Here is a 14,082-nt window from a genome sequence, read left to right as displayed (position 1 = left end):
TAATGGAAGTGAAATTATCGGTAGATTATGATCAGAATGAAAATGGGGTAAAGTTAAAAGATTTGATCACAGAACTGGTTAGTGATCCAGAGGCATGTAAAGCGATTACCAGTTTGATTATTGGTGATTGGGGTGCGGCTTATGAAGATACGATGGATGATGCGATTCCTGCTCTGATTGCAGCAAGCCCTTTATTGCCGAATGTAAAAAGTTTATTTATTGGCGATATGTCGTCTGAGGAATGTGAAATCTCATGGATCAATCAGACGAATCTGGGTCCTTTATTATCAGCTTATCCACAGATTGAATCATTTACGATTCAAGGCAGTACAGAACTATCTTTAGAACCGCTTCATCATGAGAAATTACATACATTAGAGATTATTTGTGGCGGACTACCCAAATCTGTTTTGCAGAACGTCTACAATGGGCATTTGCCTGAGTTAACCAAATTAGTATTGTATCTAGGTGTTGAAGATTATGGATTTGATGGTTCTATAGAAGATATTTTGCCATTTTTGAATCAGAATCCTTTTCCTAAATTAACATATTTAGGTCTGACGAATAGTGAAATCCAAGATGAGATCGCTATCGCAGCCGCTGATGCTCCTGTACTAGAGCAATTGGATGTTCTGGACTTGTCTAATGGAACACTATCAGATAAAGGTGCAGAAGTACTGATCCATAGTGATGCTGTGAAAAAGCTGAAACATCTAAATTTAAATTATCATTATATGTCGGATGAAATGACTGCGCGCTGGCGGGCGACAGGACTATCTGTAGATGTAGAAGATCAACAAGAAGCAGATGCTGACGATGAGTACGAATGGCGTTATCCTGCAATCACCGAGTAACTGATTGGTCATGAATAAGTCTGCATCATCTCACTATAAACAATGGCTAGCTTCATCATCGGCTTGTATTTTATTTGGCAATCCTAATAACAAGCGGACAGCAGGCTGGCAACAAGCAAGAGAGCACCATCATTTATCTTCTGCTCTGGTTGTTCCTTATATTCGCATATTGCATAGTATTCGTGCAGGAGAATCGCTGGATGATCTGTTACAAGCCGTATTTCAAAGACAGACTCATCAGCGTGATCCTATTGATGGTAAAGAATCAAACACAGGTATCGATATCTGCTTAGTATCATCTCAGGTAGAATCTTCTTTGTCCCATCAACCTTCATTATTATTGCGTCTGGATGCACCTGGCGATCATTTTGCGGTCGAACGTGAATTGATTGCACTAGGTGCAGTGGATGCAGAAGGGGATATTGATGATGTATTTGTACCATTAGATGCTTACACTGTAGGGGCTTCGATCTCCGCAACAGCAGCCCGCCGATTGCAACCTCAGCATGGACGTATCTGGTATCCTGCTCAATGGTTTCGAGGGTATTGCCGGCTGTTATCCTGGCTTCAGCGTGAAGTATCATTGCTATTACCGCAAGCAAAGTGGATGAATGATCCGGCTGAGATTGCTATTATGTTCGACAAAAGGCGTTGTCATCAGTGGTTACATACAGCAGGTGTAGCTGTGCCTCCACTTGTACCTGATCTGCTAGGAAAGCATACTAGCTATGAACAACTTAGACAACGTATGCAGCACCACCGAATTCATCGCGTGTTTATCAAATTATTTTGTGGATCTGCGGCTTCCGGTGTTATTGCTTATCAATACAATCCCCGTACAGGTGCAGAGATTGCGACCACTACGATCGGAATCGATAACAGTGGTAGCGAATCTTATTATTATAATTCTGGCAAATTACGTCGTTATACCGAATCGGCTACGATTGCACAGATTATCGATTGGGTAGGGCAAGAAGGAATGCATGCCGAACGGTGGATCAGTAAAGATAGCTGGCAAAATAAAGCGTACGATGTAAGGCAATTAGTATGTCGATATGAAGCAGGACATGCAGTGATGCGATTAAGTCATACTCCGATTACAAATCTACATTTACGCAATGAGCGATTGTTAGTAGAACAATCTCATTTGTTAGCAGATCAGATAAGTGCGATCGAACAGACAGCTAGAGCCGGGCTACAGACATTTCCTTATTCATTTTGTGCAGGGATTGATGTACTTGTTCCTAGTGGTGGTGGACAACCTTATATTATAGATATGAACCCGTTTGGTGATTTGCTATATCATGTAGAGCATCGCGGCTTAGGCACTTATGCATGGGAATTACAACAATGGTTAGAGCATGAGGGCGAATGAAAGGATTATCGTTATGCTTAATATGAATGAAATTGTGGGTACACATGATATTTTGATGATTACACTGGATACATTGCGATACGATGTAGCCAAGTTGGAAGAAGAAAATTGTCCTCATTTGTGTGCAACCGGAGGATGGGAGAAGCGCCATAGTCCGGGCAGTTTTACGTATGCAGCACACCATGCTTTTTTTGGTGGATTTCTACCGACTCCTGCTACTACAGATAAAGCTTCACATATTCGATTATTTCATGGGAAGCACAGCGGATTTCGCACTCATCCGTATACATGGCTATTCGATGCGCCTGATATTGTATCTGGATTAGCGCAAGAAGGATATCGTACGATCTGTATCGGCGGTGTGATCTTTTTTACGAAAAAGAATCAATTGGCAAAAGTATTACCTGCTTATTTTCAGGAGAGTTATTGGCGCATGACATTTGGCGTGACTAATCCACGATCTACCGAACATCAAGTAAACCATGCGTTACAATTGTTAGACAGAGCTGATCCAGAGCAACGTTTATTTTTATTTCTTAATGTATCTGCTATTCATGGGCCGAATCATTATTTTATTCCTAATCATATTCGCAAAGACTCGATTGATACACAGCGAGCGGCTTTGCGTTATGTCGATGGAGAAGTAGGACGATTATTTGATGCTTTTCGCAAGCGGAAGCGACCAACATTATGTCTGGTATTTTCCGATCATGGAACTGCGTATGGTGAAGATGGATACGAAGGTCATCGATTAGCACATGAAGTCGTCTGGAATGTGCCTTATCGCGAATTTATATTATAGAAAATATATTATATAAACTTTCCACTGTATAAAAAGTATAAAATCATGTAGATAAAGCAAAACATGAATCTGTTTAAGTGAAGCGGTTATTGATAAAAAAGGAGTGTTGTAGTATGAATTCGGAATCATTGCAGTTACCGCTCCATGCGATCCCACTATCAGAATGGACACCAGCGTTGCAGGAATGGGAACAACAGATGAAGAGTGCTCCTTATCGTTCATATCTTTATTCTTATCCACATAAAACAGCGTATCGTGAACTCAATCCACCGTATTCGTTGCAACAATTATGGGAGCAAGAGCAACTGGAAAGTTATTTTCTTTATATGCATATTCCATTTTGCGGAGCACGTTGCGGGTTTTGCAATTTATTTACGTTGCCGGATAAGCGGGTTGATGTACACGAGCAATATGTAGATGCTCTGGAACGCCAGGCCAAGCAGTGGGCACCACTTGTAGCAAGACGACCTTTCTCACGATTTGCGATTGGTGGAGGGACGCCCACTTTGTTACAACCGGATCAATTGAATCGCTTATTTGATATCGCTGAAAATGTTATGGGGCTTGATCCTACACATGCTTCAATTTCTGTAGAAACATCGCCGGATACTGTAACTCCTGAACGTTTGGATATTTTGAAACGTCGCGGAACAGATCGAGTCAGTATGGGGATTCAAAGCTTTGTCGAATCGGAAAGTAAAGCGATCTATCGCCCGCAAAAACCGGAATTGGTACGTGAAGCTTTGCGGATGTTAGTGGATTATGACTTTCCTTTACTGAATGTTGATCTGATCTATGGATTACCTGAACAAACTGTAGAGACATGGTTATATTCGGTAGAAAAAGCATTATCTTATCATCCAGGAGAAATTTTTATTTATCCATTATATATTCGAGAAAATACCATTTTGAAGCCGGGGCATACGGGGTTAGAGAAAGATATCCGCTTGGAGCTTTATCATGCTGCTCGTAATCGTCTAGAAGCTGCTGGATATACGCAATACTCGATGCGTCGTTTTGCCAAGCCATTGTCTTCATCCAAGCAACTGTTGCCGTATAGCTGTCAGGAAGAAGGGATGGCTGGACTTGGATGTGGAGCGCGTTCTTATACCAGAGAGGTACATTATGCTTCTCACTATGGAGTAAGCGCAGCAGCAACACGTAGCATTATTGAAGATTATGTAGCCGCAGAACGTCATGATCAGGCGAATTATGGATTTGTGCTAAATCAAGAAGAACGTCAGCGACGCTTTATTCTCAAAGCGATTTTACATCGCGAAGGATTGACGATAGCTGATTATGAAGAACGTTTTGGTCAGTCACCGCTTACTCATTTTCCAGAATTACAGAATTTGATCTGGACAGGGATGGCAGAGCTTGTAGAAAATGAACAACAATCTCAAGTGCTACAACTCACCACCGAAGGGTTAGCGTATTCAGATGGAATCGGCGATTGGTTTATTTCAGATGATGTCTATGCATTGATGGAAGGATATGTAGGCTCATGAGTATGCAGGCAACTATCTATTATCGGGGCAAATTATCTTCGTGCAATTATAGTTGTCCCTATTGTCCGTTTAGCAAAACAGTCGATAGCAAAGAAACGCTGATGCAAGATCGGGAACAATTAACACGTTTTATAGAGTGGGTACGTGAACAACAGAAGTATAATCATCAGCTTTCTATCTTTTTCAATCCTTATGGGGAAGCGCTTGTACATTCATGGTACCGGGAAGCGATGATAGAATTGTCCCATATGTCTCATGTGAACAAAGTAGCTGTACAGACCAATCTGTCGGTGAAGCTAGATTGGACATCTCAATTGAATACCAATAAAGTATCGTTTTGGGCAACGTATCATCCCGAACAAGTACGTGAAGATCGATTTGTTGCACAAGCGATGACTTTGTATGAACAAGGAATTGTATTTAGTGCAGGTACAGTGGGGTTACGGGAAGCTTTTCCAGCGATTCATCGTTTGCGTGCTCGATTGCCTGAAGATGTATATGTCTGGGTCAATGCTTTCAAAGATCGCCCGCATTATTATAGCGAAGCAGAAGTGGAAGAATTAAGCGGAATTGATCCGTATTTCAGATACAATCTGCAAGATTATGATAGTCTCGGACAAGCCTGTCAGGCAGGGGAACATGTTTTTTATGTGCAAGGTTCAGGTATAGTGAAGCGTTGTTATCAAGATAAGCGAGTGATTGGACACCTCTATCGTCATTCTTTAGAACAGTTGTCGAAAGATCGTCCATGTCAGATGAAAACGTGTGGTTGTTATATCGGATATATTCATATGAAAGAGCAACCATTCAATTCTATTTATGGAGCGGGAGTATTAGAGCGTGTTCCTGAAGCGTACCGTAAGCTGTCTACACCTATACCTCTATAACAAAAACCGGAATGGAATATCTCCATAACCGGTTTTTGTTTTTTAACGATTGTATATGGAATAGGAACTAGAGAATAGATTTAGGATGAAGGGACACTGGTTTGTTGAGGCATTTTTTGTTGATCCAACATGTATTCCATATTGAACAACTGTTTTTCGACTTTTTCCCAGACGTTTAATTTATAGCTATCAATCATAATGCAACCATTATGCATATGGTTCACATACACATGAGTGCGTGCTTTGAGGATACAATGTGCATTACTACTACTACCTACCTGTTGAGCAACAATCCGATCCATAGCTTCTAGCTGAGAACCACGACATACCGAATGTTCATCTAAAAAAGCGATACTGCCAGCAGAGTATAATTCACTTTGAATAACGCCTGCTTGTGTGATAACGATATCACCATTTGATTTGATAATAGCATTTTGACATTGAGCCATTTCAATACTGACTTTGGTCTCCTGCATACTAGCTACATTCGAGTGAAGCTGTTCTAACAATAATCTCATTCGTCCTAAAGTCTGCTCGCAGAAAATATCCGCTACTTGAGCTGATTGAATGATCTGTCGAAGCAATAGCAATAACTGCTCATTTTGTTCGGTCTGTACTTGTTGGATACTTGCAAATACTTGTAGAAGATCACGCGCGAGATCAGGGATAATCTTGAATTTACTTTCTAGCAACAACATAATAACCTGTCCATAACGTACCGTTTGTTTACGGGCACGTATCTCGTTAGTCAGCAATTGAGCAGCAATCTCTAAGCGCTCCATTTCTTGCTTGAGTTGCTTGGACACCATATACATTCGATTGAACATCACTCCGAAATACCCTGAATACAACTGACCACTAATCACATTTCCTTTGACTAGAATACTGCCTGTAGCTGTAATCGTAGAATTATATACATTTCCATGAACATAGACATTGCCAAGTGATTCAATAATCATATGATCGGTGACATGACCATGAATAATAACGTCACCTGAAAAAACGATATTTCCTGTGCTGAGATCCACATTGCCTTCTACAATAAAAGCATTAGAAATATCGAATTGATGCACTTTTTTACCAGTTAAGCGCGGTCTACCTGGAGTCAAAGCAATAATTTCACCTTTATCATTCATTTCAGTCGATTCTTTAGCGACCACTATAATATCTTGAGCAGGTGTGGGTGGAAGCATATCTCCATATACATCATAGCCTGGAATACCATCAACTAATGCATGTTTGACAGCAATCACATCGCCTTCATGAACAGAAGGGATACGGCGATGACTGCGATAATCGATAACACCACCAATTTCATGAAAGATTGTTTCGACTTGTTCAGGAAAAAATAACTCTAGTCTTGCATCTATACCCGGTGTGGAGGCTTTGCCACGAGCGACTACTATCGGTTGGTGAGTAGGATGTTCCAATTCTTCCATAATAGCGGCTGTATCCACATGTTTGCGAATACCTAACTTCTCCAAGGTATTGATAATATGATTGAATTGCACTACATCAATCACAAGCTCTTTGTTTGGAGCTACTTTGATAAAAGCCCGATCAGAAGCAGGTAGATCTTGCAATTCCCATGTATATTTTTCACGCGAATGTAGAATCAATGAAGCTTCCATTCGATCGCGAGATACTTTAATTTCGAATAATGGCGGGTATTTAATATCCCACGTAATAATATCGTCTTCGGTAACTTCTGTTGCTCCATTTAAAGGAATCCCGTTGATTAATAATGTCAAAGGAGAAACTGCGCAAATTGTAGCCGGCTTTTTGCCTTCATCGGGTGAAGTGACGATAAGTTGATGATTCTCGACTTGAATCCATCCATTACCATGAAAAGAATCGGACACATTAGACTTACGATCTACAGAAGTAGACGATGAATCCAGGTTCATACGGTTAATAAGTAAGCCCAGTTCCTTTTCGGAGATGGGTGTAGCCATAAGGAATACCTCCATTTCAATTGCTGATAAATAATATAGGAAAATGGAACCGACATGAGTATGTTTGAAAAAATAAGTGGGAGCGTTTGCAAGTAGAAAAAGTATGTAAGCGTGGGAGATTCGATATAGGTATATTAATCCACTTTTTTCCAATTGAAACTTATAATTGAATATAAAGTACCACATATAGCAAACAAAAAACAGGTAATTCTAAGTATATAATAATTTTTTTTGAAATTAAATACATAATAGAGTATAATCAATAATGTTGTATTATATACATAACCTATTTGTCTCAGTAGCTCAGCTGGATAGAGCAACGCCCTTCTAAGGCGTCGGTCGGGGGTTCGAATCCCTCCTGGGACGTAAAAAAAGAAGTCTTCTCATTATACAAATGGGGAGACTTCTTTCTATATTCAATAACAATAAATAAAAATAGTAAGCATACAACCACTTAGCAATATATTTTACTTATGTGTTACTAACTAGATAAGTCACATTACATACATTCCCACTGCCACCGATAACCTGCACCGTATAAGCAGGCGAACTACTTTGCGCAGAAAATCCGTCTGAACCCACGTATGGATCATCAAAATACAACGTAATTTCTCCTTGCGGTAACTTGTAATAAATTGTTCCTTCTACCCCTGTTGCAAATCCATCCGAATCTGCTTCAAAATTAACAGGTTTAGCATTGTTTGTTACATTGGTCGGAGAAACCACCCATTCTCCATGAGCTAAATTCGTTTTACTTTCCAAAACCAATTCGCTGTCAGTTACATTAATTACAGAAATGTGTACTTCGCGTTGAGACATACGAAAATCACTCCTCTAATATAAAGTGGTATTGCAAAACTATAATAGTTTAATTTACTAATTTAATCAATATATTTATTTTAAAACATTTTTGGTATTAAAAGTAAAATGTAAATATGAATGTAATCATTTGAAGCGTTTCATTGCGGGTTCTCAATTCCGATTGTATAATCTATGAATAGACGCATATTTGCGAATTACAGATCATAGATCGTGATGCAATAAAGGAGGATAACCTTGAAATCGTGGATGAGTCATATTTATAAAATACCTGCTATTTTACAAGGAATATTGAATGTTACACTTGTTTTAGTAGGTTTTACACTAACCTTCTTTCTTCTTAAAGAGACATGGTATATTTTCAGCTTTATGTTTATTGATTCAGATGTGGGTAAAACCGATTATGAATTTACAGAACAGCTTTTAGTATTCTTTTTGTATTTTGAATTTATTGCATTAATTATTCAGTATTTTAAAAGTGGATTTCATTTTCCGTTACGCTACTTTATTTATATTGGTGTTACTGCGATTATTCGTCTAATTATTATCGATTACACTAACGCATCCAATACATTGTTGTGGTCGATTTCGATTGCTGTATTATTAGGTGCGCTAGTACTCGCTAATATGAAAGTTATGCGAAGAGACGAACACTAAAAACTTTTTAATCCAACCCCTAATTCTGGAGGAATTCGCATGAGTGAACAAGTAAAAGTATCTCAACGTACTGCACTAATTCTAGAACGCCTACGTCGTGATGGAATAACACAAGAGCAATTGATCGATGCTTTGGAACGCCAAGATATCGCTCCATTAGAGCAAATCACATCATCACAGACTGATTTTCAAGAATGGTTTGCTTATGCGACAGAGCATAGCGAACCTTTAGTACAAGCGGTAAAAGAAGGATATAGGATCACATTTAATACCATTCAAGGACTTAAAATGTGGTTGGATTATCGATTTTTGCTAGAGGAAGATGATGATTATACCGAAGGCGAAGGTCGTCTGGATGAAATTACACTAACTGCGGATCAGATTGAACAATTAAAAAGTGCACTGGCTGTAAACTGGGTTGTGCTAGAACAGGAAGATGGTACAGTTTCACTTGCTTTACGAGGTTTGTTACCTGCGTAATACTAACAATTATAAAAGACTTCTACTCTTACACGAATGACGTTATCTGTCTAGTAAGAAGAGAAGTCTTTTTGTGTATAAACATAACATCTAACAATTTATAGTAGAGAACCAAAAGAAGTATATTTGTCTCTACTAAGATTAAGATTTTTGCGTAGGTGCGAAGTTTGAATATAGCGTTAGCTTACGATATGGTATAGATAGATGTAGATCAGTTAGAACATATAAAGTAGGAGATAAATCATGAAAAACATCGTAACAGAACGATTGATGCTAAGAAATTTTATGAAAGCAGATGCTCCAGGGCTATTAGAATATTTGGGACAGCCCAGAGTAAATTGTTTTCTGGATGACAAGATCAGTACTATACAAGAAGCGGAATTAAAAATTCAAAAAAGAAGCAAAGAAGATTCCTATATCGCTGTCTGTCTTAAAGAAACGAATGAGCTGATCGGAGAATTATTTGCTTTAAAAGAAGAACCGGATACGTATTGTGTAGGTTGGAATTTCAATGCTCGGTTTGAAGGTAAAGGGTATGCCAGTGAAAGTGTCAAAGCGTTATTTGAGTATCTATTTACACAGATGCAAGCGAGAAGATTATATGCTTATGTTGAAGATGATAATATTAGATCACAGAAATTATGTGAACGGTTTCAAATGCGTCAAGAAGGTTGTTTTGTAGAATTTGTATCAATGACCAAGTATGAAGACGGCACGCCTAAATATGAGAATACATTTCAGTATGCCTTGCTCAAAAAAGAATGGTTACACCATCAATCAGTACAATAAATAATTATTCCACATACAAAGGAATCTTTGTAGATAAAGGTTCCTTTGATCACAATAGTAAATATCACTAACAGATAGATTGCACCTTATAGTTATGTGATGGTGCTTACATGTTTGATAGAAGCACGATATTCACGAGGGCTGACTTGAGAAAAATGTTTGAACATTTTACCGAAATGAGAGAAGTTGCCGAACCCTACGATATTCGCTATATCTATAATTTTGAGATCCGATTCTCGTAATAAACGCTGCGCTTCCTGTATACGAATCGTGTTTAGATACTCAGTAATACTAAATCCTGTTGTTTTTTTGAAAGTACGGCTCAGATAAGAAGGGCTTAAATGAAATTGCTCTGACAATAAAGGCAATGATAACTCTTGCTGGTAATGACATTTGATATATCGAGCGACTTCAGACATGTGTTGATGAGCTTCGCTACCGATCGTAACAGCAGGCAAAAGAGGTTGCTGCCGATCCAGACGAGCACAGGTGATCAATAATTCAATAACTATACATTGCATACATAATTCATAACCATGTGCCTGCACCGTTAATTCCCGTAACAATTGTTGTACTAATAGATGAATCGGTGATTGTTCTCGGGTAGAGAGATGCAAAACAGGTGGTTTGTTTTGAAATAAAGACAATATCCATTCATTTTGATCCGCAAAATAACGTTCGGCAAATAGATCACTAAAGTAGATAACAATCCGTTCATGTTCAGGCAGTTCTGCAGGCAGTGTTCGATGTAATTCATTTTTCTGAATAAATACAAGATCACCTTGATGCACACGATACACCTGATCTCGTATAAAATAATGCCGCTCCCCAGATAATAAAATGTACACTTCATAATGAGGATGAAAATGTTCAGTAGTCATCGCAAAATAATCACTTCGTCCTGCATATTCTACTGTTAATGAATGAGGTGTCTGTGTATCTGTTAGACTTAGTAATGTTTCCCCTGCCTTTTGCATCGATGCTTTCCTCCTAATCTGTAGCCGTTTCTTTTATGATTAATACTATTTATGTAAGCGTTATCTATAATAACAGTATATCACAACAAAATAAGCGGTATTTTTAAAATAAAACAAGATTTGCGGAGAAATATACTGTTTTATTTGTTACCCTTTGAATAATAATAAACGGAAATAATGAAAGGGGTATAGGATATGACTTTGAAAAAATACGTGTTAGTAGGTACAGGTGGACGGGCTGAATTTTTTTATGGAGCGATAGCAAATACATACCGGGATACATCAGAGTTAGTCGGGTTGTGCGATATCAATCGTACGCGTGCACAGTATGCTAATCAGTTATTACAAGATAAGTATAATTATCATGCTGTCGACCTGTATACAGCAGATCAATTTGAGCAAATGATTCATGACAAACAGCCGGATGTTGTGATTGTGACCAGTGTCGATCGTACCCATCATCGTTATATTATCAAAGCGCTAGAATTAGGATGCGATGTAATTACTGAAAAACCAATGACTGTAGATGAACATAAATGTCAGGATATTATTGATGCGGTAGAACGTACCGGTCAGAAAGTAAGAGTAACATTTAATTATCGTTATGCCCCTCATCATACCAAAGCACGACAATTAATAGCAGACGGTACGATTGGTGATATCACTTCTGTTCATTTTGAATGGTTATTGAATACCGAACATGGAGCAGACTATTTCCGTCGCTGGCACCGAGATAAGCGCAATAGTGGTGGATTACTTGTACACAAATCAACTCATCATTTTGATCTGGTGAACTTCTGGATCGGTTCACAACCGGATACTGTATTTGCTATGGGTGATCTGTTATTTTATGGACGTGAAAATGCAGAAGAACGAGGGGAAACGTCTTTCTATGCACGTTCTACAGGAAGCGAAGTTGCACAGAATGATCCGTTTGCTTTACCGCTGGATACCAATCCTAATCTAAAAGCGATGTATCTAGATGCCGAGCATGAAGATGGGTATATTCGGGATCAGAGTGTGTTTGGAGATGGGATTAATATCGAAGATACGATGAGTGTCGTTGTACGCTACAAAAACAAAGCGATGCTAACCTATTCGCTAAATGCTTATATGCCCTGGGAAGGATACCGCATTGCTTTTAACGGAACCAAAGGACGTATCGAAATGGAAGTAGTTGAAAAATCATACGTGAACGCTGGCGGAGAAAAAGCAGACGAAGGTGCTCTCAAACGCAAAACAATCAAAGTATTCCCTATGTTTGCAGAAGCATATGAAGTACAAGTAGAAGAAAAAGCAGGCGGTCATGGTGGCGGTGATCCTGTACTTCTGAACGACTTATTCGGCGAACCTGTAGAAGACCCTTTCCACCGCGCAGCCGATCATGTGGATGGAGCACGCTCGATTTTAACAGGAATCGCGGCTAACCAATCTATTCGTACCGGCTTGCCTGTCAAAATCGATGGGTTGGTTCATTTTAATAAATAAAGTAAATACTCATTTGAAGAAAAAGTAGATGTTGGTTGCAATACAATCTTTAATAGGAGCAACTTAAAAAGCCATGTATTTGGCTTTTTTTGTTATACATTTTGAGGGGTTATGTATAATTATGTATAATATAGTTGAAAGAGAAGTAGATAGAACGAATAATATATTATCGTTTTTTCATTCAAGGAGGTCAAATCATGACAAATACTCTGAATTGGGCAATAATGGGCACTGGCGAAATAGCGTACGACTTTGCCAAAGCGATTCAAGCAGTCAATGGTAAAATATATGCAGTAGCCGCTCGTCGTTTATCCAAAGCTCAAGCTTTCGCAGATCAATACCAGATCGATCACGTATATGACGATTTTCAGACGATGTTACAACAGCCTGATATTGATGTCGTTTACATAGCTACACCTCATAGTAGCCATTATGAATATATTATAGAAAGTTTACATCATCAAAAACACGTTTTTTGCGAAAAAGCGATTACTGTCAATAGCCAGCAACTTTCTGAGATTCAAGCTTTAGCTACCAAACAGCAACGGATTGTAGCAGAAGCAATGACAATCTATCATATGCCTTTGTATAAACAATTGCGAACTATTTTAGATTCGGGGCAATTAGGTGCTTTGAAAATGGTACAAGTTTCCTTTGGTAGTGCAAAGCCATATGACGTAAATAGTCGCTTTTTCAATCCTGACTTAGCAGGTGGGGCATTATTAGATATTGGAACATATGCGTTATCATTTGCTCGCTATTTTTTAAGCAGTCAGCCTCATGACATTGTAACAACAGTCAAAACGTTCGAAACTGGTGTAGATGAACAATCAGGCATTTTACTACAAAATAAAGATAATGAACTTGCAGTTATTTCGTTAACGATGCGCGCAAAAATGCCCAAACGAGGTGTAGTTGCAGGTGAATTAGGATTTATCACAGTAGATGATTTTCCAAGAGCAGACCAGGCCACGATTACTTATTTGGATGGACGATCTGAAGTGATCCAAGCAGGTCATACAGAAGATGCGTTAAAATATGAAATAGAGCATATGAATAATATTATTTTGCACGCTCAAAAGGAAACCACACTACCGTTATCGATAGATGTGATGCAAATTATGAGTAATGTACGACAACAATGGGGGATCTCGTATCCATTTGAATAAATTATCAACAAAATAAAGAACAAAAAAAGAAGCCTTCTACATAAGCGTAGAAGACTTCTTTTTGTTACGTCCCAGGAGGGATTCGAACCCCCGACCGACGCCTTAGAAGGGCGTTGCTCTATCCAGCTGAGCTACTGAGACAAATAAAATATGTGTTTGAAGCGCAACAAAAATATTGTAGCACAACATGAATAGGTAAGACAACACTTTTTTTAGATTGCAAAATAAGGATATGCAACAAGGTAAGAACGATTACCCACTTTTTGAAGCAGGGACAAGCTATGTTATAATCATAAAATCGTAACGTTTAATTGATATTTTG

General features: G+C 38.6%; 13 protein-coding genes and 2 tRNA genes. 11 read left to right on the top strand and 4 right to left on the bottom strand.

Annotation, left to right across the window (positions count from 1 at the left end; genetic code table 11):
- Positions 1 to 2 precede the first annotated feature (2 nt).
- The 5 genes from ACFSGI_RS03405 to ACFSGI_RS03385 all read left to right on the top strand — a co-directional run bounded on the left by ACFSGI_RS03405 (position 3) and on the right by ACFSGI_RS03385 (position 5,426).
- Complete coding sequence (locus ACFSGI_RS03405) at positions 3 to 854, top strand: STM4015 family protein (protein WP_204826720.1); 852 nt, start codon at positions 3 to 5, stop codon at positions 852 to 854.
- 10 nt (positions 855 to 864) lie between these two features.
- Positions 865 to 2,229: an STM4014 family protein gene (locus ACFSGI_RS03400; protein WP_204826719.1), complete on the top strand. Its 1,365-nt coding sequence runs from the start codon at positions 865 to 867 to the stop codon at positions 2,227 to 2,229.
- Positions 2,230 to 2,242: 13 nt separating this feature from the next.
- Entirely contained in the window at positions 2,243 to 3,031 is a 789-nt protein-coding gene (locus tag ACFSGI_RS03395) for an STM4013/SEN3800 family hydrolase (protein WP_204826718.1), read from the top strand.
- A gap of 197 nt (positions 3,032 to 3,228) precedes the next feature.
- A complete protein-coding gene (locus ACFSGI_RS03390) occupies positions 3,229 to 4,539 on the top strand; it encodes an STM4012 family radical SAM protein (RefSeq protein ID WP_379282517.1) in 1,311 nt (436 codons plus the stop codon).
- A 2-nt stretch (positions 4,540 to 4,541) separates the two neighbouring features.
- A complete protein-coding gene (locus tag ACFSGI_RS03385; RefSeq protein ID WP_204826876.1) occupies positions 4,542 to 5,426 on the top strand; it encodes an STM4011 family radical SAM protein in 885 nt (294 codons plus the stop codon).
- 80 nt (positions 5,427 to 5,506) lie between these two features.
- Here the strand turns inward: ACFSGI_RS03385 and ACFSGI_RS03380 are convergent, their stop codons facing one another.
- Positions 5,507 to 7,381: a DUF342 domain-containing protein gene (locus tag ACFSGI_RS03380; RefSeq protein ID WP_204826716.1), complete on the bottom strand. Its 1,875-nt coding sequence runs from the start codon at positions 7,379 to 7,381 to the stop codon at positions 5,507 to 5,509.
- A gap of 292 nt (positions 7,382 to 7,673) precedes the next feature.
- On the opposite strand from ACFSGI_RS03380, the gene ACFSGI_RS03375 reads away from it, so the two are divergent.
- Positions 7,674 to 7,747: transfer RNA gene (locus tag ACFSGI_RS03375), tRNA-Arg, on the top strand.
- A gap of 105 nt (positions 7,748 to 7,852) precedes the next feature.
- On the opposite strand, the gene ACFSGI_RS03370 is transcribed toward ACFSGI_RS03375, so the two are convergent.
- The gene (locus tag ACFSGI_RS03370; protein WP_204826715.1) at positions 7,853 to 8,200 is read right to left on the bottom strand and encodes an aegerolysin family protein; all 348 of its coding nucleotides are present in this window, start codon (positions 8,198 to 8,200) and stop codon (positions 7,853 to 7,855) included.
- A gap of 237 nt (positions 8,201 to 8,437) precedes the next feature.
- Between ACFSGI_RS03370 and psiE the strand changes: the two genes are divergently transcribed.
- The 3 genes from psiE to ACFSGI_RS03355 all read left to right on the top strand — a co-directional run bounded on the left by psiE (position 8,438) and on the right by ACFSGI_RS03355 (position 10,126).
- The gene (gene psiE, locus ACFSGI_RS03365; RefSeq protein WP_379282439.1) at positions 8,438 to 8,857 is read left to right on the top strand and encodes a phosphate-starvation-inducible protein PsiE; all 420 of its coding nucleotides are present in this window, start codon (positions 8,438 to 8,440) and stop codon (positions 8,855 to 8,857) included.
- A 39-nt stretch (positions 8,858 to 8,896) separates the two neighbouring features.
- Complete coding sequence (locus ACFSGI_RS03360) at positions 8,897 to 9,337, top strand: hypothetical protein (RefSeq protein WP_204826714.1); 441 nt, start codon at positions 8,897 to 8,899, stop codon at positions 9,335 to 9,337.
- Between the two features lie 243 nt (positions 9,338 to 9,580).
- Positions 9,581 to 10,126: a GNAT family N-acetyltransferase gene (locus ACFSGI_RS03355; RefSeq protein ID WP_204826713.1), complete on the top strand. Its 546-nt coding sequence runs from the start codon at positions 9,581 to 9,583 to the stop codon at positions 10,124 to 10,126.
- Between the two features lie 92 nt (positions 10,127 to 10,218).
- On the opposite strand, the gene ACFSGI_RS03350 is transcribed toward ACFSGI_RS03355, so the two are convergent.
- On the bottom strand, positions 10,219 to 11,103 hold the full coding sequence (locus tag ACFSGI_RS03350) for a helix-turn-helix transcriptional regulator (protein ID WP_204826712.1): 885 nt from the start codon (positions 11,101 to 11,103) through the stop codon (positions 10,219 to 10,221).
- 195 nt (positions 11,104 to 11,298) lie between these two features.
- On the opposite strand from ACFSGI_RS03350, the gene ACFSGI_RS03345 reads away from it, so the two are divergent.
- Complete coding sequence (locus ACFSGI_RS03345; protein ID WP_204826711.1) at positions 11,299 to 12,591, top strand: Gfo/Idh/MocA family protein; 1,293 nt, start codon at positions 11,299 to 11,301, stop codon at positions 12,589 to 12,591.
- 197 nt (positions 12,592 to 12,788) lie between these two features.
- Positions 12,789 to 13,760 carry a Gfo/Idh/MocA family protein gene (locus tag ACFSGI_RS03340; RefSeq protein WP_204826710.1) on the top strand — a complete coding sequence of 324 codons (972 nt, stop codon included), beginning with the start codon at positions 12,789 to 12,791 and terminating at the stop codon, positions 13,758 to 13,760.
- Positions 13,761 to 13,827: 67 nt separating this feature from the next.
- Here the strand turns inward: ACFSGI_RS03340 and ACFSGI_RS03335 are convergent.
- Positions 13,828 to 13,901, bottom strand: a tRNA-Arg gene (locus ACFSGI_RS03335).
- Between the last annotated feature and the right edge of the window lie 181 nt (positions 13,902 to 14,082).

Source organism: Paenibacillus nicotianae (assembly GCF_042681745.1).
GTDB lineage: Bacteria > Bacillota > Bacilli > Paenibacillales > Paenibacillaceae > Saccharibacillus > Saccharibacillus nicotianae.
Note: the sequence above shows the minus strand (reverse complement) of the source record. Positions and strands in the feature narration are given on the sequence as shown.